Annotated in this window: 18 protein-coding genes; 12 read left to right on the forward strand and 6 right to left on the reverse strand. The window is 62.1% G+C overall.

Going from position 1 to position 21389, the window contains the following annotated elements; genetic code table 11:
• The first annotated feature begins 35 nt into the window (after positions 1-35).
• The 3 genes from ACPWMG_RS25130 to ACPWMG_RS25140 are packed head-to-tail and all read left to right on the forward strand — an operon-like array spanning position 36 to position 3813.
• Entirely contained in the window at positions 36-2120 is a 2085-nt protein-coding gene (locus ACPWMG_RS25130; RefSeq protein ID WP_483302206.1) for an ATP-dependent helicase, read from the forward strand.
• Positions 2117-2554, forward strand: a complete 438-nt coding sequence (locus ACPWMG_RS25135) for a hypothetical protein (protein ID WP_483302207.1) — start codon at positions 2117-2119, stop codon at positions 2552-2554. The genes ACPWMG_RS25130 and ACPWMG_RS25135 overlap by 4 nt, the downstream gene beginning before the upstream one ends.
• Before the next feature lie 59 nt (positions 2555-2613).
• Positions 2614-3813, forward strand: a complete 1200-nt coding sequence (locus ACPWMG_RS25140; protein ID WP_483302208.1) for a phospholipase A — start codon at positions 2614-2616, stop codon at positions 3811-3813.
• Positions 3814-3831: 18 nt separating this feature from the next.
• On the opposite strand, the gene ACPWMG_RS25145 is transcribed toward ACPWMG_RS25140, so the two are convergent.
• Together ACPWMG_RS25145 and ACPWMG_RS25150 are read right to left on the reverse strand one after the other, a co-directional pair.
• A complete protein-coding gene (locus tag ACPWMG_RS25145; protein ID WP_483302209.1) occupies positions 3832-4221 on the reverse strand; it encodes a hypothetical protein in 390 nt (129 codons plus the stop codon).
• Positions 4222-4527: 306 nt separating this feature from the next.
• Positions 4528-5904 carry a glycerophosphodiester phosphodiesterase family protein gene (locus tag ACPWMG_RS25150; RefSeq protein WP_483302210.1) on the reverse strand — a complete coding sequence of 459 codons (1377 nt, stop codon included), beginning with the start codon at positions 5902-5904 and terminating at the stop codon, positions 4528-4530.
• A gap of 143 nt (positions 5905-6047) precedes the next feature.
• Between ACPWMG_RS25150 and dbpA the strand changes: the two genes are divergently transcribed.
• From dbpA to eutC, 6 genes are all read left to right on the forward strand, one after another.
• Complete coding sequence (dbpA, locus tag ACPWMG_RS25155) at positions 6048-7466, forward strand: ATP-dependent RNA helicase DbpA (RefSeq protein WP_483302211.1); 1419 nt, start codon at positions 6048-6050, stop codon at positions 7464-7466.
• 228 nt (positions 7467-7694) lie between these two features.
• Positions 7695-8795 carry a serine hydrolase domain-containing protein gene (locus ACPWMG_RS25160; protein WP_483302212.1) on the forward strand — a complete coding sequence of 367 codons (1101 nt, stop codon included), beginning with the start codon at positions 7695-7697 and terminating at the stop codon, positions 8793-8795.
• 33 nt (positions 8796-8828) lie between these two features.
• Positions 8829-10544 (forward strand): hypothetical protein, encoded by a 1716-nt coding sequence (locus ACPWMG_RS25165; RefSeq protein WP_483302213.1) that lies wholly within the window; start codon positions 8829-8831, stop codon positions 10542-10544.
• 177 nt (positions 10545-10721) lie between these two features.
• Positions 10722-11816, forward strand: a complete 1095-nt coding sequence (locus tag ACPWMG_RS25170) for an adenylate/guanylate cyclase domain-containing protein (protein WP_483302214.1) — start codon at positions 10722-10724, stop codon at positions 11814-11816.
• Between the two features lie 139 nt (positions 11817-11955).
• Positions 11956-13350 carry an ethanolamine ammonia-lyase subunit EutB gene (locus tag ACPWMG_RS25175; protein ID WP_483302215.1) on the forward strand — a complete coding sequence of 465 codons (1395 nt, stop codon included), beginning with the start codon at positions 11956-11958 and terminating at the stop codon, positions 13348-13350.
• A complete protein-coding gene (gene eutC / locus ACPWMG_RS25180) occupies positions 13347-14141 on the forward strand; it encodes an ethanolamine ammonia-lyase subunit EutC (protein ID WP_483302216.1) in 795 nt (264 codons plus the stop codon). The genes ACPWMG_RS25175 and eutC overlap by 4 nt, the downstream gene beginning before the upstream one ends.
• On the opposite strand, the gene ACPWMG_RS25185 is transcribed toward eutC, so the two are convergent.
• Both ACPWMG_RS25185 and ACPWMG_RS25190 read right to left on the reverse strand, forming a co-directional pair.
• Complete coding sequence (locus ACPWMG_RS25185) at positions 14122-14934, reverse strand: phytanoyl-CoA dioxygenase family protein (RefSeq protein WP_483302217.1); 813 nt, start codon at positions 14932-14934, stop codon at positions 14122-14124. The genes eutC and ACPWMG_RS25185 overlap by 20 nt on opposite strands.
• A 122-nt stretch (positions 14935-15056) precedes the next feature.
• Complete coding sequence (locus ACPWMG_RS25190) at positions 15057-15902, reverse strand: PPK2 family polyphosphate kinase (RefSeq protein ID WP_483302218.1); 846 nt, start codon at positions 15900-15902, stop codon at positions 15057-15059.
• 109 nt (positions 15903-16011) lie between these two features.
• Here ACPWMG_RS25190 and ACPWMG_RS25195 point away from each other — a divergent pair, with 109 nt between their 5' ends.
• On the forward strand, positions 16012-16437 hold the full coding sequence (locus tag ACPWMG_RS25195; protein ID WP_483302219.1) for a rhodanese-like domain-containing protein: 426 nt from the start codon (positions 16012-16014) through the stop codon (positions 16435-16437).
• A gap of 13 nt (positions 16438-16450) precedes the next feature.
• On the opposite strand, the gene ACPWMG_RS25200 is transcribed toward ACPWMG_RS25195, so the two are convergent.
• The gene (locus tag ACPWMG_RS25200; protein ID WP_483302220.1) at positions 16451-17113 is read right to left on the reverse strand and encodes a response regulator; all 663 of its coding nucleotides are present in this window, start codon (positions 17111-17113) and stop codon (positions 16451-16453) included.
• A 378-nt stretch (positions 17114-17491) separates the two neighbouring features.
• On the opposite strand from ACPWMG_RS25200, the gene ACPWMG_RS25205 reads away from it, so the two are divergent.
• Positions 17492-18160: a helix-turn-helix transcriptional regulator gene (locus tag ACPWMG_RS25205; RefSeq protein ID WP_483302221.1), complete on the forward strand. Its 669-nt coding sequence runs from the start codon at positions 17492-17494 to the stop codon at positions 18158-18160.
• Between the two features lie 37 nt (positions 18161-18197).
• Here the strand turns inward: ACPWMG_RS25205 and ACPWMG_RS25210 are convergent, their stop codons facing one another.
• Complete coding sequence (locus ACPWMG_RS25210) at positions 18198-19637, reverse strand: amidase (protein WP_483302222.1); 1440 nt, start codon at positions 19635-19637, stop codon at positions 18198-18200.
• A 69-nt stretch (positions 19638-19706) separates the two neighbouring features.
• Here ACPWMG_RS25210 and ACPWMG_RS25215 point away from each other — a divergent pair, with 69 nt between their 5' ends.
• Complete coding sequence (locus ACPWMG_RS25215; protein ID WP_483302223.1) at positions 19707-21296, forward strand: ABC transporter substrate-binding protein; 1590 nt, start codon at positions 19707-19709, stop codon at positions 21294-21296.
• Positions 21297-21389: the final 93 nt, after the last annotated feature.

Below are 21389 nucleotides of genomic sequence, written 5' to 3' on the forward strand. Positions count from 1 at the left end.
ATGATCGACCGCTTTGCCAGAAGCGTTAGGTTGCCATGTCCGCCGGAATGAATATTGCCCAGCAAGAAGCCGTGAATTACATGCACGGCCCCTGCCTTGTTCTCGCTGGAGCCGGCTCGGGCAAAACGCGCGTGATCACCCACAAGATCGGCCGTTTAATCCAGGCCGGGCTTGAGCCGCGCCGCATTGCGGCCATCACCTTTACCAACAAAGCCGCCGCTGAAATGCGCGAGCGCGCCAAGCACCTGATTGGCCGCCCCGCCAAAGACGTGGCGGTGTGTACCTTCCACGCGCTGGGCGTGCGCATGATGCGCGAAGACGGCGCCGTGCTGGGGCTGAAGCCACAGTTCAGCATTCTGGATGCCGACGACGTGACCGGCATCATCAAAGAAGCCGGCGGCACCATCGACATCGCCACCGCGCGCACCTACCAGTGGACCATCAGCAAGTGGAAGAACATGGGGCTGAGCGCCGAACAGGCCATGGCCCAGGCGGTGGACGACAACGAGCGCATCACCGCCACCATCATGGGGCACTACGAAGAGCGCCTGAAGGCCTACCAAAGTGTGGACTTCGACGACCTGATCAGCCTGCCGCTACGCTTGCTGCGCGACTATGAAGAGGTGCGCACCAAGTGGCAAAACATGCTGGGCCACGTGCTGGTCGATGAATACCAGGACACCAACGCCACGCAATACGAAGTGCTGAAGCACCTGGTGGGCACACGCGCGCACTTCACGGCGGTGGGCGACGACGACCAGTCCATCTACGGCTGGCGCGGCGCCACGCTGGACAACCTGCGCAAACTGCCGATTGATTTTCCCCAGCTCAAGGTCATCAAGCTGGAGCAGAACTACCGCTCCACCAGCGCCATCCTGCGCGCCGCCAACAACGTGATTGGCCCTAACCCCAAGCTGTTCCCGAAAACGCTATTCAGCGAGCTGGGCGAAGGCGAGCCGGTGCGTGTGATCGACGCCGAAAGCGAAGAGAACGAAGCCGAGCGCGCCGTGCAGCGCATCCAAAGCCTGCGCGCCACCTCGCAGTGGAAAGAGTTTCGCGACTTCGCCATCCTGTACCGCGCCAACCACCAGGCTAAGCCGTTTGAAAAAGCGCTGCGCAAAGCCGCCCTGCCCTACAAGGTGTCGGGCGGGCAAAGCTTCTTCGACCGCGCGGAAATCAAAGACCTGTGCTCGTGGTTTCGCCTGTGGGTCAACAACAACGACGACCCGGCGTTTTTGCGCGCCATCACCACGCCGAAACGCGGCATCGGCCACACCACACTCGGCGCCTTGGGCAACTTCGCCAGCCAATACAAGCTGAGCATGTTTGAAGCGCTGTTCAGCTCGTCGCTGGCCAGCGTGGTGCCCAACCGTGCGCTGGAGAGCCTGCACGAGTTTGGCCGCTACATGAACGACCTGGAGTACCGCGCGCGCCAAACCGTGGGCGCCGAAGACGCCCGCGCGTTCATGACCGAGTGGCTCAAAGAAATCGACTACGAGAAGCACATCTACGAAAGCGAAGAAAGCGAGAAAGTCGCGGCCTCGCGCTGGTCGAACGTGATGGACTTTTGCGACTGGATGAGCGCGCGCTGCGGCGGCCAGATTGACGATGCGGCCGGTGTCTCCACCATCGCCGAAACCAAGACCCTGATGGAAGTGGCGCAAACCATTTCACTGCTGTCCACCATCAGCGAGCGCGAGAAAGACCAGGACGTGATCACGCTATCAACCCTGCACGCGTCCAAAGGACTGGAGTGGCCGCACGTGATTCTGGCCGGCGTAACTGAAGGCATGTTGCCGTTCAAGCTCGACGACGACGATGGTCGCCAAAAAGTGGTGAGCGACGAGACCACCCAGCGCCTGCAGGAAGAACGCCGCCTGATGTACGTGGGCATTACCCGCGCACAGCGCAGCCTGGGCGTGAGCTGGACCAAGCGCAAGAAAAAGGGCCGCGAAATGGTGGCCGCTCAGCCAAGCCGCTTCATCGCCGAGATGGCGCTGGACGCCAACACCGTGAAAGAAGACCCACGCGAAAAACTCAAGGCCCTGCGCGCCGAGTTTGCCAAGCGCGCTGAAGAATCCGCCGCCGCCAAGGCCGCTGCGGCGGCCAACCCGACATGACGGGGCGCGGCCTCCGACGCACGTTTGGGGCCCTGCTGCTGGGCGCCACGCATATCGTGTGGAGCCAAACCGCACCGGTCTGCCCAGCACCAGAAGACGTCACGCCCCAGCATCTGTACGGCACCTGGGTCGCCGAAGTAAAACTTGGTGACAGCTCCGCAGAACAAATACGTGTACTCTTTACCAAGCATCCGGAACTTGCTGGCAGTGTGTCAGGCACACTCGAACGAGCGGGCTCCCGCGCACTCATCGCCGGCGACGTAGACCACGGGGAATTCACCCTGGAAGAGTCACTCGACGGCCAACGCATCAACGCCACCTGGCTCGGCCAGGTAGTGCCCAACTCTTGCGGCAAGGAAATCACGGGAACATGGACCCAAGAAAACGACACCACCGTCAAAACCTTCGTGCTGCGCAAGCAGTCGGGCTGGTAGTGCACCCGCTCTCTCGCTCAGGCGTTTCAAGCTTTACAGGACTGACCAGTCTCACAGGTTTGGTCTTTGGCGCCGCCTGGCTTGGCTTTACGGCCACTCCGGCACAAGCCCAGGTGTCCAGTTCGGCCACGCAGGCCACTTGGCAGATTTGCGCCAACATGACGAGCGACACCACCGCCCGCCTGGCCTGCTACGACCTGTGGGCCAAAGACCAGCAAAAGGCCGCTGCCACGTCGGCTGCCAGCACCGCGCCAGCCCCTGGCGCTCCAGGCACACCCACGCCCAATGTGCCCCCGGTCAGCGCGGCCGCGTTGGCCTCGGCCACCCCAAAAGAATCGCCGCCAGTGGACACCGCACTGCCTGCCACACGCATCATCGGTGCCGGTAGCGGGCTCACGGGTTGCCGCAACATGGACTACTCGGACCTGTCGCGTTTCTGGGAGCTGGAGTCGGGCACCGATTGCGGCGTCTACGGTGTACGCGGCTTCCGGCCATTGAACGTTTCGCTGTCGATGGCCGACAGCGTGAACACCCAGCCCACATCCGAAAACCCCGACCGCGACGCCGCCACGCCGATCGACTACCAACGCGTGGAAGCGCGCATCCAACTCTCGGTGCGCACCAAGCTCGCCCAAGGCCTGTTGACCTCGGCCAACGGCGGTGCGCGTGACTCGCTGTGGTTTGCTTATTCGCAGCAGTCCAATTGGCAGGTCTTCAACTCAGACCTGTCGCGGCCATTTCGTACCACCGACCACGAGCCTGAGGTGATCTACACCTACCCCACCACGCTCAACCTGTTCGGCACCATGAAGCTGCGCTACACCGGCTTGGGGCTGGTGCACCAGTCGAACGGGCAAAGCGACCCACTGTCACGCAGCTGGAACCGTGCCTACATCATGGCGGGCATGGAAAACAGCAGCCGCGTGCGCATCACCGGCCGCTACTGGCAACGTTTCTCTGAAAGCGCCCAGAGCGACGACAACCCCGGCATCAGCGACTACATTGGCCGAGCCGAACTCTCGGCGTTCTGGAACCCGAACCGGGACAACACCTTTGGCGCCACCGTGCGGCACTCGCTGCGCAGCGACGCGCGGGGTTCGTTCCGTCTGGAATGGCTCAAGGCCCTGGGCACCGGCACCAACCCCGACAGCGCGCTGCGCCTGCACACGCAATTCTTCAGTGGGTATGGCGACAGCCTGATCGACTACAACAAGCGCCGCAACGTGTTCTTGATCGGCTTGAGTCTGGTGGATTTCTAAGCCTGCGAGCTTAGCGACTTAGTGGCGGGTGGCTGAAGCTGCAGGCTTGGCCGCCTGCAGTTTGCCGTGCGGCAGCGTGGCCAGGCGGCTGAACATGCGGCCGCAATAACCGGCGATGCCGATGCATTTGTTGAGTTCGTCTACGGGTAGTGGGCCAGACACGACCACGATGTCGTTCGCAATGTCCACCGCGCCAGCGGCCCGCAGGCGGCGGCGCGCGCAGGTGGCCCAGGATTGGATGCGGGTAGGACTGCCGTGTTGGTGGAGTTCGCCGGTGCTGGCGTCAAACGCCAGGGCGACAAGTGCGGTACAGAGACGGTAGCGCCGCTCGCCGGTCGCTGGGCTTGCGGGCGTCGACATGTCATACAAATAGTAGTTGCCGGCTTTTAATTCGTAATGCAAGTCCATGGACGCCCTCCTTCGCACACCATTGTGGCGAATTCTGGCATCTGCGAAAGCCCGGAAAACCAGAGCAACACCCGCCATTCGTCGGCTTATGGGCGTCATCCCTCTGAAACAGGGCGCCAACGGTTTTGTCGGCGCCCGCCAGTTTTACAAATTTAAACAATCAGCCCGACAAAATCCTAGGTTTACAGATGTTCTCGGGCCTTCACGGCCACGAAGGTGAGGGGATGTACCACCCAGCCTACGGCAGGAGCCGCAGTCTAGGCATACGTTTTCCCCTTACTTGCAACTGGGCTCTGGATCAACGCCTCAAAGTCCCAGCGCGGGCAAGCTTAGAAAGCTATTGCGCGCCGCCACGCCGGTGTTGGCGAAGTCGGTGAACACACCGTCGATGCCCGCGCGGAAATACACCAGGTACTCGGCCATCGGGTCACCACCGTAAACGCCCGCCAGATACTTCTTCTCGTTACGGAAGGTGTAGCTGTGCACAAACAAGCCGGCCTTGTGGGCATCGGCAATCAGGCTGGTGGGGGTGACGGTGTTCACGTCGGCCAGCGAGCCGGTGTAGGGCGTGCCATCGGCATTGGTCGCCTTGAAGGGCACGATGGTGTGCGCCACGACTTGTGGCTTCCATGGGCCAATGCCGTCGGCGTAGGTTTTGATTTCGGCCAAGCCAGCAGGGGTCAGCATCTCGCCAAAGAAGCGGCCATCGCCAGCCAGCGTCCAGCTGTAGGGGCGGCCATCGACAAAGTTGTAGACATCGTCGGTCTTGTAGATCATTTCGCCGGTTTTGTAGTTGACGTCGTTGCCGTCCACCAGTTGAACCACGCGCGACTTCAAGCCAATGCTGCGCATGTACTTCAGGCTCGCCGGGTCAAAGCTTTGCACAAAAATCGGCGCCGTGGCGCTGTTCAGGCTGTTGTCGTTGATCAGTTTGACGATAGCGTCTTCAAACGGATGCGCGCCGCTGCCGCAACCGTTGGCAATGGCCTGAGCGTTGTTCCAGTAGGGATTCTTGGCTTCAGGGTAGACCGTCAGCGTGCGACCCAGCGCGGTGGATTTTGCACGCGCAATGTCGATCACCTCCTGCATCGTCAGGATGGGGTATTTGCCATTGAGTTCGGTTGGGCGTTGGTCGCGGGCGTCATACGTGGTGCCGCCGATCCAGGCCTTGAGTTCGGCCACGGTGAAGTCGGTGATCGACCAGTCGCCGGTGTGGTCTTCACCATCAACGATCAGGGACTTGAGCACCGACTTCGGATCGCTTGGCACCGTCAAGTCGCTCAGGTATTGCGCTGGGCCGCCATAGGTGGCGAGCGAGTACTTCACGTTGACCAACACACCCGGCACCGTGCGCTTGCGTGCGGCCACGGTGGCGTTGGTTTGGGCTACGGTGGCGATGTTGGTGTTGTCGCTCAGCCAAGGGTTGTGGCGCGCCACCAGCACGCAGTCCTTGGTGAGGTGCACGTCCAGTTCCAGCGAGTCGGCACCAGCATCTGCTGCGGCCTCGTAGGCGGGGCGGGTTTCTTCCGGGTACAGGCCCGGCAGGCCGCGGTGGCCGATCACCAGGGGCTTGGCGCCGTCCAGCGTTTTCAGTTTCACACCGCCGTCTCCGCCGCCGCCGCAAGCGGTAAGGGCTGCGGCGGCGATCAGTGCCAATGCAAGGGTATTGTGGATTTTGGGCATGGCTACATCCTCCTGTTATGTGTTGATGTGCGCCGATTCTTATGGCGCCTGCGTGTCAACACCGTGACAGTTGGTGAGCAAGCCCAAATTGAGCATGCACCCTTACAGATGCCTCGAAAAGCCCCGCCTGGGATAATCGACGGATGAATACCCCCACACCCAAGCCCGCCGCGCCCGATTCGGCCACCAGTTTCGCCAGCCTGCCGCTGAGCCCCGAAACCCTGGCCAACCTCACGCAACTGGGTTACCTGCAGATGACGCCGATCCAGGCCGCAAGCCTGCCACCGGCCCTGCTGGGCAAAGATTTGATTGCCCAAGCCAAGACCGGCAGCGGCAAAACCGCCGCCTTTGGCCTGGCCTTGCTGGCCAACTTGAACCCACGCCGCTTTGCCGTGCAAAGCATGGTGCTGTGCCCCACGCGTGAACTCGCCGACCAGGTGACCACCGAAGTTCGCCGCCTGGCGCGCGCCGCTGACAACATCAAGGTCGTCACCCTGTGCGGCGGTGTGGCCATGCGTGGCCAAATCGCCAGCCTGGAGCACGGCGCCCACATCGTGGTGGGCACGCCCGGCCGCATCATGGACCACCTGGAGCGTGGCAACCTTGACCTCAGCGCACTGAACACCCTGGTGCTGGACGAGGCCGACCGCATGCTCGACATGGGCTTTTTTGACGACATCGCCACCGTGGCACGCCAGTGCCCGGCCGAGCGCCAAACGCTGCTGTTCTCAGCCACCTACCCCGAAGGCATTGCCAAGCTGAGCCAGCAGTTCATGCGCTCGCCACAGCAGATCACGGTGCAGTCGCAACACGAAGAACACAAGATTCGCCAACGTTGGTACGAGGTGACCGACAGCAACCGCCTGCACGCCGTGGGCCTGCTGCTGAACCACTACCGCCCCACCAGCACCATTGCGTTTTGCAACACCAAACAACAATGCCGCGATCTGGCCGAAGTGTTGACCGCCGAAGGCTTCAGCGCGCTGGCGTTGTATGGCGAACTCGACCAACGCGAACGCGACCAGGTGCTGGTGCGTTTTGCCAACCGCAGTTGCTCGGTGATGGTGGCCACCGACGTGGCCGCACGCGGGCTGGACATCTCTGATCTGGAAGCGGTGATCAACGTCGACGTGACGCCTGATTCGGAAGTGCACATCCACCGCATCGGCCGCACCGGCCGCGGCGACAAGGAAGGCCTGGCGCTGAACCTCGCCAGCCTGCCGGAGATGGGTTTTGTGGGCCGCATCGAACAACTGCAGGGCCGCGAGTCGGAATGGCACAAGCTCGACACCTTGACGCCCGCCAGCGATGAACCGCTCGTGCCCCCCATGGCCACACTACAAATTGTGGGCGGCCGCAAAGAAAAGATCCGCGCCGGCGACGTGTTGGGCGCGCTGACCGGCGACGCCGGTTTTACCCGCGAGCAAGTGGGCAAGATCAACGTCAACGAGTTCTCCACCTACGTGGCCGTAGACCGCCGTATCGCCAAACAGGCCGAGCACAAGCTGGCCAATGGCCGCGTGAAGGGCCGTAGCGTACGCGTGCGTTTGCTGGAGGATTGATTTCCCACGGCAGGCGTTGCCAAAACCAACGCCTCATCTGCGAGACTTCATGAAGAATCGGCCACCTTTGCCGATTTGAGAACGTGCTCAAGGGAGACCTCGAAGATGAAACGCCGCACCGTTGTGACCTCTGCCCTGGCCAGCCTGATGCCGCCGCTGGCCTAGCCTGCAGACACCGCCCCCACAACTCCGACACCCTCTACAGCCCCCACCGCCCAAGCCACCAGCGTGGTCACGCCAATGACCGTGAACGTGTGCCGCGCGCCCTGCGACTGGACGCCCACCGCACCGGGCAACGCGGGCTTTGCTCCCGACTTGGAAACACGCTTTCAAGCCGGCCTGCGCTCGGGCTTGCTGCGCGACTTGCACGCTGTGCTGGTGTCTCGGCACAGCGCACTCGTGCTGGAGTACTACGGCAAAGGCAAAGACCAGTCGTGGGGCCGCCCGCTGGGCGAAGTCACATTCAACGCCGAGACGCTGCACGACGTGCGCTCGGTCACCAAAAGCATCGTCGGCATTCTGTACGGCATCGCGCTGGACCGAGGCCTGGTCCCTGCCATCGACAGCCCGTTGATGGCGCAATTTCCCGAATACCCCGACCTGGCTGCCGACCCGCAACGCGCCAAACTCACCATTCGCCATGCGCTCAACATGACCCTGGGCATGGAGTGGAGCGAGCAAGGCCGACAAGGCCTGTACGACAGCCCCGAGAACAGCGAGATCGCGATGGAGAACGCGAAAGACCGCTATCGCTACGTGCTCGACCGTCCGTTTGTGGCCGAGCCCGGCACCCGCTGGATCTACTCTGGAGGCAGCGTGGCGTTGATCGGTGCCATCCTCGCGCGCGGCACCGGCAAGTCGTTGCCAGACTTTGCGCAAAAGGCGCTGTTCAAGCCGCTGGGCATCAGCGCCTTTGAATGGGCGCGCGGGAATGATGACGTGCCGTCTGCCGCCTCGGGCTTGCGCCTGCGGGCGCGCGACCTGCTGCGCATCGGCCGTATGTTGGTCGACAAAGGCGTTGTGGATGGGCAACGCGTGGTATCGGCAGAGTGGATCAGCGAATCCTTCAAACCCGTGGTGCCCACGGGCGACGGCTTGCAGTACGGGCGGCTGTGGTACATCGGCGTGAATGCGCGTACGCCTGCTCTCTCGGGCGTGCGTCCGTGGGTGGCCGCCATTGGCTTGGGCGGGCAACGGCTGTGGCTGCTGCCGGATGCCAACCTGGTCACCGTCACTTTCTCGGGCCAGTACCAAGACCCCGAGCAATGGGTCAGCCCCATCCGCGTGTGGCGCGAAATTGTCGTGCCCAATTTCTTGGGGCCGATTTAAACTGAATCCTGTACAGACTCCCGCCCCCGCACGATGTCACAAGACCAAGCCACGATGGCGCCTCCGGTCAAACCACAGGTCGAGCCCCAGGTAGAACATTTCCGCCAGATCCTGCTCTGGCCTTTGCGGCTGATGCCGGTGCGGGGCTCCGAAGGACGGCACGCCAAACCCTGGGAACTGCTGGCCGCCATGGGCGACCGCTCGCCGTGGCAGGAAGTGGTCGACGAATACAACGGCAGCGCCTCGGCCTTCCACGAACGCCACTACAACGAGTTCGTCACCTTTCTACCCTACGTGCAGCGCTTCCTGTTTGGCGAGGGGCGTCGGCTCAACGGCCAAACCGGCGCGTTGGGCTCGCCCATGCGGGTGTTTCGCCGGTACGACGTAGCCCAGGCGCGCGTAGCCACGCGCTTTGGCACCGAGCCGCTGTTACTCAACATCGTGCACGTCGATCTGTACTTCTTTCTGGATCTGGACTTGGTGCTGCTCAACGTGGAAGTTAGCGCCGACCACCTCACGCTCGACCAAGCCCAGGACCTGCTGCACCGCTTTGGCCGTGGCTACCCTGCGGGCTGGGATCCGGACGGCCGCGCCCTGCATTGCCTGGCTAGCGCCGAATGGCTGGCGGCGGACGGCACCGTGCTCGCCAAATCCGATGCGCACGACCGCGACGCTTTCATGTCGTTTGTCAGCACACACCGCGCGCCCCGCCTCTCAACCCACTGGGCCTGGCTGTTGAATCCGCTGGTGAGCGACCATTCCGAACAAGAAGGTACGCTACGCTACCGCCAGATCGAGTACTACCGCATGCCGGTGATGGGTTTTTTGGCGATGCAAGACCCACGCAAGTTGACGCGTGACGACTTCATTCGCCTGGGGCTGGTGACCGGCATGTCGGCCGAGTCCACCCTCCAAGACCCCCACGCCGCCAACGCCGATTCGCCCTGCGCACCCTACGCCGCCAGCCACCTGCAAAGCTTCGAGCAAGAGTATTGCTACGACCGTTTCTGGACCGACGGCGGCGCCGCACCGCGCACCCGCTACCTGGCCAGCGGCCATTCGCTGGTGGTGGTGGGCGATGCCAGGAGCCAGTTCTACGGCTGCCGCGACCGGGGCGTACTGGCGCAGTTTCGCCATCAGCACTTCTTGGTGTTCTTGATCGCGCACTTCCAGAAGGCCGCCCTGCTGATGTTCTCGGACCGCCTGGCCGAAGCACTGAAGAACCTGAACATCACCGACCCCATCAGCATCCGCAGCTTCAAGCGGACCATTCGCGGCTGCTTCTCCAGCTTTTTGCGCTTCACGCACCGCTATTGGTTCCACGAGGTGTCGGAGCAGGCGCACGTGCGCACCTTGTTCAAAATGACCACCGCCCATCTGGGTGTGGACCCGCTGTACAACGAAGTCAAAGAGCGCATCGCCGAGATGAACTCCTATCTCGAGGCCGACAGCCTGCGCCGCCAGGCCAACACCGTGGTGCGTCTCACGGTCGTCACCATCTTTGGCCTAGTGGGCACGGTGACCACCGGCTTCCTGGGCATGAACCTGCTGGCCGAAGCGGACGCGTCGATGACGCGCAAACTGGTGGTCTTTGCCGTGGTTTTTGTGTTGACCACAATCCTGACCATCTACACCATGATGAAGTCCAAACGCCTGTCGGACTTTCTGGATGTGCTGTCGGATGAGCGCACCAGCGTCTGGCACAAAACCAAGGCGTTGGTGGCCGTCTGGCGCAGCCCGCCGGAATAAGCGTCTAGAAACAGGTTCTTACAAACCGCCCCAAGTTGCCCCACGGCGAGCCGCGTTGGCCCAGCACCGGTGCCCGGCTGCGCCCCAAAAGCACAACACCTGTGCAGGGGGTAGCCAAAGTTGTGCGCTCTGCTATTCTTGTAACTCATTGTTTGCGCGCGCCTGACTTCATCCCCCATGAAATACGTAGACCGACAACAGCTCACCGAACACCTACTGGAACTGTTTGACAGCCAGCTCCAACCCGGTGCGGCTCGCATGTCGCCGCAGGCCGTGCGCGAAGCGGTGGGCCAGGCCATTGAACGCGCCGCCCCCGAAGATGCGCCCCCCATCGAGAACCGCACCGTCACGATTCTGTTGTCGGACCTGCGCGGCTTCACCGCCATTGCCGAACGTTTTACGGCGATGGAAATGGTCGGCGCACTGAACCGCTATCTGGAGGTGATGACCGAAATCATCGTGCGCCACGGCGGCACCATCGACAAGTTCATGGGCGACGCCATCATGGCGCTGTTCGGCGCCCCGGTTAGCTTGCCCAACGATGTGGAGGCCGCCATGGCCTGCGCCATCGAAATGCAACTGGCGATGGAAAAAATCAACCAGGTGAACGCCGCGTGCGGCATGTCGCCACTGCACATGGGCATTGGCCTGAACACCGGCGAGGTGGTGGCCGTACACCTGGGCTCGCGCCTGCACCGCGAGTACACCGTGATTGGCGACCAGGTGAACCTGACCTCGCGCGTAGAAGCGCACAGCCTGCGCGGGCAGATTTTGCTCAGCGAGAGCATTTACCAGCAGGCTTCGTCGTACATTGAAGTGGGCGACATCAACGAGGTCAACGTCAAAGGCAAAAAGGCACCGGTGCGCATGTACGAGTTGCTGGCCCTGCCGCAGCACACGCCGCCACTGATCGCGCCCAAACGCGAGATCCGCAACAGTCCACGGGTAGAAGTGAACATGCCGCTGGCTTTTCATGTGCTGGAGGGCAAATCAGTGCTACCCACCGAACACATGGGCGAAGTGGTCGACATCAGCTACGGCGGCATGTTTGTCTTGAGCCCGGTACCACTGGAGCCGTTCGGCGACATCAAGATCAGTCTGGCCTTGTCGCTCATGGGCCGCGAGTTGACCGAGATCTATGCCAAGGTGCTGCGGTGCACGCCGGCTGGCGAGGTGTACAAATGCCCGGTGGAGTTCACCTCCATCGAACCCAAGGCGCAACAGGCGATCAAAGACTTCGTCGACAACCTGGTGATTGCGCAGAAGAGCTGACGCGCCGACGTGGCCAAGACATGGTTGCGGCCTGGGCAGCACAGAATCTGCAAGCGCGTCATGATGCTCTGTTGAAGTGGCACTACTTTTGCACGTGTGATGCAAGAAACGCCTACATCCAAAGAGTCACCTTTACCGCATGCTCTACCGCACCACGATCCACGGCCAAGCTTTTCAGTTTGACGACCTGCGCCAAGTCATGGCCGCCGCCAGCCCTGCCCGTTCGGGCGACTATCTGGCCGGCCTGGGCGCTGCCACGGCCCAGCAACGCATGGCCGCGCGCCACGTGCTGGCCGACACACCGCTGCGCCAGTTCCTCACAGAAGCCCTGGTACCCTACGAGAGCGACAACATCACGCGCTTGATCATCGACAGCCACGACGCTGCCGCGTTTGCGCCTGTGGCCCATCTCACGGTGGGCGACTTTCGCAACTGGCTGCTCTCGGCCGAAGCCAGCACTGCCGCGCTGACCGCACTGGCCCCCGGCCTTATGCCCGAGATGGTGGCCGCAGTGTCCAAACTCATGCGCAACCAAGACCTGATTGCCGTGGCGCGCAAATGCAGCGTGGTCACGCGCTTTCGCAACACGATTGGCCTGCCCGGCCGCCTGGCCGTGCGGCTGCAACCCAACCACCCCACGGACGATCTGCGCGGCATTGCGGCATCGACGCTGGACGGCTTGCTGTACGGCGCGGGCGATGCGGTCATCGGCGTCAACCCCGCATCCGACAGCCTGCCCGTGCTCGACCGCCTGCTGCGCATGCTCGACGAGGTGGTGCAGCGCTTTGAAATCCCCACACAAACCTGCGTACTCACCCACGTCACCAACACGCTGCAGTTGATGGAGCGCGGCACGCCGGTGGACTTGGTGTTCCAGTCGATTGCGGGCACCGAAAAGGCCAACCTGTCCTTCGGCGTCACCCCCGAAATTCTGGACGAAGCCTACACCGCCGCGTTGTCGCTGGGGCGTGGCACGGTGGGCCAAAACGTCATGTACTTCGAGACCGGCCAAGGCAGCGCCTTGTCGGCCAACGCCAACTTCGGCGTGGACCAGCAAACCTGCGAAGCCCGTGCCTATGCACTGGCGCGGCGCTACAAGCCGCTGCTGATCAACACCGTGGTGGGCTTCATCGGCCCCGAGTATTTGTTCGACGGCAAACAAATCATCCGCGCCGGGCTGGAAGACCACCTCTGCGGCAAGCTGCTGGGCCTGCCGCTGGGCTGCGACGTCTGCTACACCAACCACGCCGAGGCCGACCAGGACGACATGGACACCTTGCTGGTGCTGCTGGCCAGCGCCGGCCTGAACTTCATGATGGGTGTGCCGGGTGCCGACGACGTGATGCTCGGCTACCAAAGCACCTCGTTCCACGACGCCTTGTTTCTGCGCGAAACACTGGGCCTACAACGCGCACCGGAGTTCGAGGCCTGGCTGCAACGCATGGCTATCACCAATCCGCTGGGGCAACTGGCTGGTGACAACAGCACGCTGCTACGCAATGGCATGCAACAACTGAAGGCGCTGGCCGCATGAGCAATCCCGTCACCCCAAATCCGTGGCAAGACTGGCGCGCCGCCACCCCCGCACGCCTGGCGCTGGGCCGCGCGGGCGCCGGCATGCCCACCGATGAAACCTTGCGCTTTGGCTGGGCCCACGCCATGGCGCGCGATGCCATCCACACGCCACTGGATGTGGCGGAGCTCAGCGCACAACTGCAAGCCCAAGGCTGGCAAGTAGAGCAAGCCCGCAGCCGCGCCGAAGACCGCACCACCTACCTGCGCCGCCCCGACCTGGGCCGCCAACTGAACCTGGCCGACGCGCAGCAACTGCAGGCGCTGAATGCCACGGGCGACGTGTGTGTGGTGTTGGGCGATGGCCTGTCGTCGCTGGCCGTGGCGCGCCACGCACCGCCCTTCCTGGCCGCGCTGCGCCAGCACTTGCCCGCCGACACATGCTACACACCGCTGACCATCGCCACCCAAGCGCGTGTGGCGCTAGGCGATGAGGTGGGCGAAATCTTCCGCGCAAAAGTGCTGGTGATGTTGATTGGCGAGCGCCCCGGCTTGAGCGCCCCCGACAGCCTGGGCCTTTATCTGACCTACGGCCCAAAGCGTGGCAGAACAGACGCAGAGCGCAACTGCATCTCCAATGTGCGCCCTGAGGGTTTGGCATACGACGCCGCCGCGTTCAAACTCGCCTGGCTGCTACGCGAAGCCACGCGCCGCAGCGTCAGCGGCGTGGCGTTAAAAGACGAAAGTGACGACGCGGTGCTCACCAGCACCACCGCCAACGCAACCGGCTCGCTTACTCAAACCCGACCTTGAAGTCGTTGCGCCCGGTGCGGTCTTGCCCGCGCAGCAGCCACAGCGGCCGCGTAGCAAACGCGACCGGCACCCCCGACTGCCCTTCGGCCGGGTTCAGGTTGCGCTCAAACACCGAGCTGCCTGGCATGTAACGCAAAGCCACGCCGGTGCGCCGCTGGGTGGACCGGTTCACCTTCGCGCCGTGGATCATGTAGACGTCGTGCATGGACATCTGGCCGGGTTGCAATTGCAGGTCAACGGCGTCGGCCTCGTTGAAGGCCTTGTCGTCGGTGCGCTGCGACAGCACCAGGTCTTCGCGGTCTTCTTTCAAGTGGCCGTGTGTCACCTTGGCTGCATGCGAGCCGGGAATCACGCGCAGACAGCCGTTCGCGGTGGTGGACGGATCGAGCGCCACCCACACGGTGACGGTGGCCAGTGGCCGGATCGGCCAGTAATGGCCGTCTTGGTGCCACGGGGTTTCCTGGCCGTCACCCGCAGGTTTGCAAAACACGTGACAGCCCCACAGGATGACATCGGGCCCGATGATCTGCTCGACCATGTCCAGAATCTCGGGCTCCATCGCCAGGTCGAGAAAGTCTTTACTGCCCTTCACCCCTTCATCGTTGCGCCCCCCCGCGCGGCCCACCACGTGTGCGCTGACCAGCTTTTCGGGTCGCACGCCGGGGTTGTCGCGGATGAGTTGGTCAAGGGTGTCGCGCAAGTGGTCGATGCGCGCTTTGGGCAGTGTAAACTGCGGGATCACATAGCCCTGCTTTTGGTATTGGGCAATGTCTTCGGGGGTCAGCGTGGCCACTGTTTTGTCTCCTTCAAAGTCGCATTTGGGTTGCGTTTAAAGACATCGTGCCACGACCACCAAATTTCGCCCTCGGCTCTAACCCCAATGCCAGAGCGGCTTAGGCGGGTATCAACAACATTTCATACTACCTTTACGCCCGTCAGCTCTGGTTTTGGCGGCGGGTAACGCAGCTTCAGTTTCAGCAGGGTGTCGCGCAGCGCTGTGGCGATCATCAGATTGCGGTGGGTCTTGGAATTGGACGGCACGACGGTCCATGGCGCCCAGTCGGTGCTGGTGGCACCCAGCAGCGCTTCGTAGGCTTGCTGGTACTCGTTCCACTGCTTGCGCACTGCCAGATCGTCGACGCTGAACTTCCAGTGTTTGGTGGGGTCGTCGATGCGCTCTTGCAAACGCTCGCGCTGCTCGTCTGCGCTGATGTGCAGCATGAACTTCAGCACGATGGTGCCGGTTTCGCACAGCATGCGTTCGAAGTCGTTGATCTGCTGGTAGCGCTGCTGGGTTTGTTCGGGCGTAATCCACCCGTTGACCACTGGCACCAACACGTCTTCGTAGTGGCTGCGGTTGAACACCATCATCTCGCCCGCACCCGGCATCTGCTGATGGATGCGCCACAAGAAGTCGTGCGCACGCTCCGCTTCGGTGGGTGCCTTCCAGCCCACGGTGTGCACGCCCAGCGGGCTCATGCGGCCAAACACACCGCGCACCGTGCCGTCTTTGCCGGCGGTGTCGGTGCCTTGCAGCAGCACCAGCAGCTTGAAGCGTTTGTCGGCGAAGAAGACCTCTTGCAGTGCATCCAACTCCGTCGCCAGTGCCTCGACCGCCAACTTGTCCTGTGCCTTGGCGCCGGTGGAGAAAGGCTTGGCACTCGGGTCGAACTTTTCGAGCGGAACTGGCTTGCCCGACTTACTTGTGGTGGGCTGCCAGGCGGCCCAGGCGGTATCAGCATCAATAGAAGAGCGCGGCATCAAACATCCTTAAATCGCATGGAAGAAACAGGCCCTTTGTAGCGCATTCCGATCACCTCTGCGCCAGGCTTTTAAACTGCCGTTTTTTGATCGCACCTCAGGAGACGCCATGAGCACCACCATTCCCGCCACGCCTACGCCCGCAGATGGCTACGCTGGCAACGTCACGCCCGCATTAGCCTGTCAATGGTGGCAGGCTGGCGAAGCGGTATTGATCGATGTGCGCAGCGACGCCGAACGTGAATGGGTGGGATTTGTGCCGGGCGCCGTGGCCGCAGCATGGAAGCAATGGCCAGGCATGACGATGAACGCCGATTTTGATGCGAGCATCCAAACCGCGTTGGCCGGTGGGCGCCGCGCAGTGTTCTTGTGCCGCAGCGGCGTGCGCTCCATCGCTGCTGCCAAGCGTGCCACCGAACTGGGTTTCGAGGCCTACAACATCCTCGAAGGTTTTGAAGGCGATGCGGATGCCAACGGCCACCGCGGCAATGTGGGCGGCTGGCGCCGGCTGGGTCTGCCGTGGCGGCAGAACTAATCCAAGACTAGAGCTACTTGGTGACCAAACGCGCGGGCTGCTTTTGCAGCCATTGTTTGTAACCGCCTGCTTCAAATGGAGCCTCTTGCTCGACCGAGAAAAACGCACCGAGCAGGGTGCTATCACTGCCCACCGGAAACGCACGCGCCACGCTCGGCCCCCGGCTGCGCCCTAATGATTGACCCAACTCCAGGTCCATCAAGGCACTGCCTTGGCGTATATCAGACAGTTGCTTGGGTGAAGCACCTGCTGATTCTGCTAGGTCGGCGAGCTCTTCCAAACCGGTCGATGGCTCCAATTGCAGCCACGCGGCGCGGCCGTTTTCGTCGCGCCCCAGGATGCCAAACGGTGCGCCAATCACCACGTACTCGACCCAGTGCGCATGCACCAATTGGCTCAGGGCGCGGGCTATGGAGGGCACGCGCAACAAGGCGTTTTGCATGGGCGTCAAGGTGCTGCGCCACACCTGCGCATATTGGCCGGAAGCCAGGCGCTGCAAGCGTACAAGGGCATCTACCACGCGTTTGGAAACGTCGGTGGCCTGCTTCGGAATGAACTGCTCGATAAGCCCTCGGTTGAACGCTTGCACGGCGATTTGCTCATCGGCTTGGCCGGTCAGCAACACCCGCATGCCAGGCCAGTCGACTAGTTCGCTCAGCATTTCAAGACCGTTCATTCCGGGCATTGAATAATCAACAACACAAACTTGAGTCAAGCCATAACGTCTGCGCGAATGCTTGGTCCAATAGTCGAGAATCTGTGGAATCAACGGCGTGCCAGATTGGCGCCACCGGTCCACCAACTCCTGTTGGGCCCAGGCGTCGGCTTCCCACAATGGAGGCTCTTGCTGCAGTTGATGCAGACAGGCGCTGGGGTTTACATAGAAACGAACGTGCCAGTCTTTTGGTATGACCAGAGAGAGCATGGACAGGTAGTCCGGATCGTCGTCTAAGACTACGATGGAACCAGGACACTGAAACAGGGAGATACTCATTGCATACAATATTTCAAAGAAATTACATTCACATTGTCAGTTCAAGCGGAGCGTTTGCGCATGGCGTCTCCTGCTAGAACTGACAGCGCTGAACTCTCGACGTTGCTCGACGATTGGCTTGAAGCCGTAGAAGGTTATGCGGTCACAGCCATTGTGGTGCTGGGCCCGAATCCCCTCGGAGGCGCTGATGATCGCCGGGTATTGGCGGCAGCACCTTCGGCGATATTGGACGCCGCCCACAGTCTGGCACGAAGTGATGATTTTGGGGCCACTTGGCGGCAATCCAACGCTTCCCTTGTGGCCTGGCAGCATTTAGGCAAATCGGATCTGCAAAGTGCAGAGAACTGGCGCTCGCAATGGTTGCGGCGCGGACTGCAGAGCATGGTGCGTGTGGCGTTTCCGCTGCCAGCGCAGCGCGCGTTCGAGGTTTACATGTTCAGCCCGCACGAATTGCACGACCGGCAAGAGGCCGCCGTGCTGGGTTGGTCCGCCCTGAGCGTGTGGCCCAGCATGCGCGCGGCCATCACGCGCCAGCACAGCCCACTCACCGCACGCGAAGTGCAATGTTTGTCGCTGGCATTTGAGGGCATGACCGCGCAGGCCAGCGCGAACCGGCTGGGCTGCTCGGAGCGCACGGTCAACTTTCACCTCGCCAACGCCATGGGCAAATTACGCGCCGACAACAAAATGGCTGCGATTCAGCGCGCGTGCTGGATCGGCGCCCTTTGACACGTGCCGTTGACACGCGCCCTTTAAAACGCAGCCGTTAAGCGGGCGCCCTTTGAATGATGTCTTGCGCAGCCTGCTCGTAGGCGTGTGCGAGTTGCAGCAGCGCCCAATCGCCACCGGGGCGACCAATCAACTGCAGCCCCATCGGTAGGCCGTCGGCACTGAAACCGGCCGGCACGCTGATGCTCGGCAAACCGGCGAACGTGGCGTAGATCACCACTTCCATCCAGCGGTGGTAGGTGTCCATGGCCTTGGTGCCAATGTGCTGCGGCCAACGCTCGGCCGCATCAAACGGCCAGACCTGCGCGGTGGGCAAGGCCAGCACATCGTGATGCTCAAACAAGCCCAGCATGTGCTGATGGAAATGGCTGCGCTGCACCGATGCGCGCGTGAACTCGTGGCCGCTCAGTTGTTGCGCCTGGTCGTACTCCCACAAGGCTTCAGGTTTGATGAACTCACGGTTTTTCGGCTGCAGCAAAAACGGCTCGATGCGCGAAGCGACCAACGCACGGCGCCACACCAGCCAGGCCTGCCACACGGGCTCGGGCGCCGTGCCCAGCGGGATGGTATCCACACCACAACCTTGACCGGTGAGCCGCGCCAAGGCTTCCTCACACACCTGCAAAATGCCTGGCTCCATAGACAAGTAACCGTTCAAATCACCGAGCCAACCAATGCGTTGGCCGCGTGGGTCAAAGCCGTCCAGTTCACCGTTGAAACGTGCACCATCGTTGAGCGACAACGGCAGCCGTGGGTCATGCCCCGCCTGGGTGTCGAGCAGCAAGGCCACGTCGCGCACCGTGCGCGCCATCGGCCCTTCGGTGCTGAGCTGGTTAACCCACACATCACTGGTGGGCCACATGGGCACACGCCCCTGGCTGGGGCGCATGCCAAACACGTTGTTCCACGCCGCCGGGTTACGCAGGCTGCCCATGAAGTCGCTGCCATCGGCCACGGCCAGCATGTGCGTGGCCAGCGCCACCGCCGCCCCGCCACTGCTGCCACCAGCGGAGCGGGTGTGGTCATACGCATTGCGCGTCACACCAAACACTTCGTTGAACGAATGCGAGCCCAAACCAAACTCGGGCACATTGGTTTTGCCAATGACGATGGCGCCCGCCGCCTTCATGCGCTGCACCATCAGCCCATCGGCCTTGGGCACGAAATCGCGCATCAGCGGAGACCCCAAGGTGGTGCGTAAGCCCTCGGTAGGCGATAGGTCTTTGATGGCCTGCGGAATGCCATGCATCCATCCTTTCGAGGCCCCTTTGGCGAGCATCGCGTCGTGTGCATCTGCCTCTGCGAGGAGCACTTGCGCGTCACGCAGGCTGACGATGGCATTTACAGCAGGATTTACCTCGTCGATGCGCGCCAGAGTGGCTTGCATGAGTTCGCGGCATGAAAACTGCTTTGAATGCAGTGCAACTGATAGAGCGTGTGCGGGTAAACACAGCATTGGGGCATTTGGTATAGACATGTTTACCTTTATATTGCGCCTGGAAGGTTCAGGGTTCTCTCATTCGAAATTTTTCCGAGGAGTTTAGTGATGAAGCGTCGTTCCCTTATCGCCACAGCCGCCATGGCAGCTACTTTGGCGACCGCCTTGCTCGCACCATTTGCGAGCCAAGCCCAGGACAACAAAACCCTGCGCGTTGTGCCGCACGCGAACATCACCATCCTGGACCCCATCTGGACCACCGCCTTCGTCACGCGCAACCACGGCTACATGATTTACGACACCTTGTTCGGCACCGATTTGGCCGGCAAGGTCAAGCCGCAAATGGTCGACAAGTGGAACGTCTCCAAAGACAACCTCACCTGGACCTTCACGCTGCGCGACGGCCTGGAGTTTCATGACGGCAAGCCCGTCACCAGCGAAGACGTCATCGCCTCCATCAAGCGCTGGGCCAGCCGCGATGCCTTTGGCGGCGTGCTCGCCGCCAGTGTGGACAGCTACAGCGCCCCCGACGCCAAGACCTTCGTCATCAAGCTCAACAAGCCTTTCGGCGTGATGCTCGAAGCCCTGGGCAAGCCCTCAAGCAACGTGCCGTTCATCATGCCCGCGCGCATTGCCGCCACGCCTGGCAGCGAGCAGGTCAAAGAGAACATTGGCTCCGGCCCCTACAAGTTCGTCACCGCCGAATACAAACCGGGCGAGCGCCTGGTCTATGTAAAGAACGAGAAATACAAGCCACGCGCTGAGGCGCCAGACGGCACCACCGGCGGCAAGAACGTGTACCTCGACCGCGTGGAGTGGGTCATCATCCGCGACCCGCAAACCCAGTTCAATGCACTGGTGGCGGGCGAGGTCGACATCATCGAGCAACCCACGTTCGAACAGTACGCCACGCTCAAGGCCACGCCGAATGTGAAGCTGGTCGATGCGCAGCCTGACGGCCTGCAGTACATCTTCCGCTTCAACCACCTGCACGCGCCCTTCAACAACGTGAAGATCCGCGAAGCCGCCATGGTGGCCATGGGCCAGGAAGCCTTCCTCCGTACCCAAGTCGGCGCGCCCGGCATGTTTAAGTTCTGCAAGAGCATGTTCCCTTGCGGCACACCGTTCGCCAGCGAGAAAACCGGCATCTTCACCGGCACGGCCAACCCACAGAAGGCCGCGCAAATGTTGAAGGAAGCCGGCTACAAAGGCGAACCCGTTTTGCTGATGCGCCCGACCGACCTGGCCTCCATCGCCAAGCTGCCCCTGGTGGCCAAGCAACAGCTTGAAGCCGCTGGCTTCAAGGTCGACATGCAGCAAATGGACTGGTCCACCCTGGTGGCCCGCCGCGCCAAGAAAGACGCACCCGACAAGGGCGGCTGGAATGCCTTCATGACCGCCTGGACCGCTGGCGACATCTTGAACCCACTGACGATGTCGATGCTCAACACCAAAGGCGACAACGGCTGGTTTGGCTGGCAAGACGACAAAACCATCGAAGAGCTGAAGAGCAAGTTTGCCCAAGCCAGCACCGATGCCGAGAAGAAGAAGATCGCAGAAGACATTCAACTGCGCGCCTTTGAAACCGTGACCCACGTGCCGCTGGGCCAATACAACAACCCAGCCGCCGTGCGCAGCAACGTCTCGGGCATCGTGCCTGGCGGTGCACAGGTCTACTGGAACGTAAAGAAGAACTGAGGCAATGCTGAACAAGTTCATCTCGGCGCCCGCATCCCTGGCATGGGCAGCCTGCGGCGTTGCAAATCCTCGCCATAGCACAGGCTATGGCTG

Origin of the sequence: Hydrophilobacter chitinilyticus, assembly GCF_049860745.1 — a bacterium.
Classification (GTDB): Bacteria; Pseudomonadota; Gammaproteobacteria; order Burkholderiales; family Burkholderiaceae_C; genus Rhodoferax_B.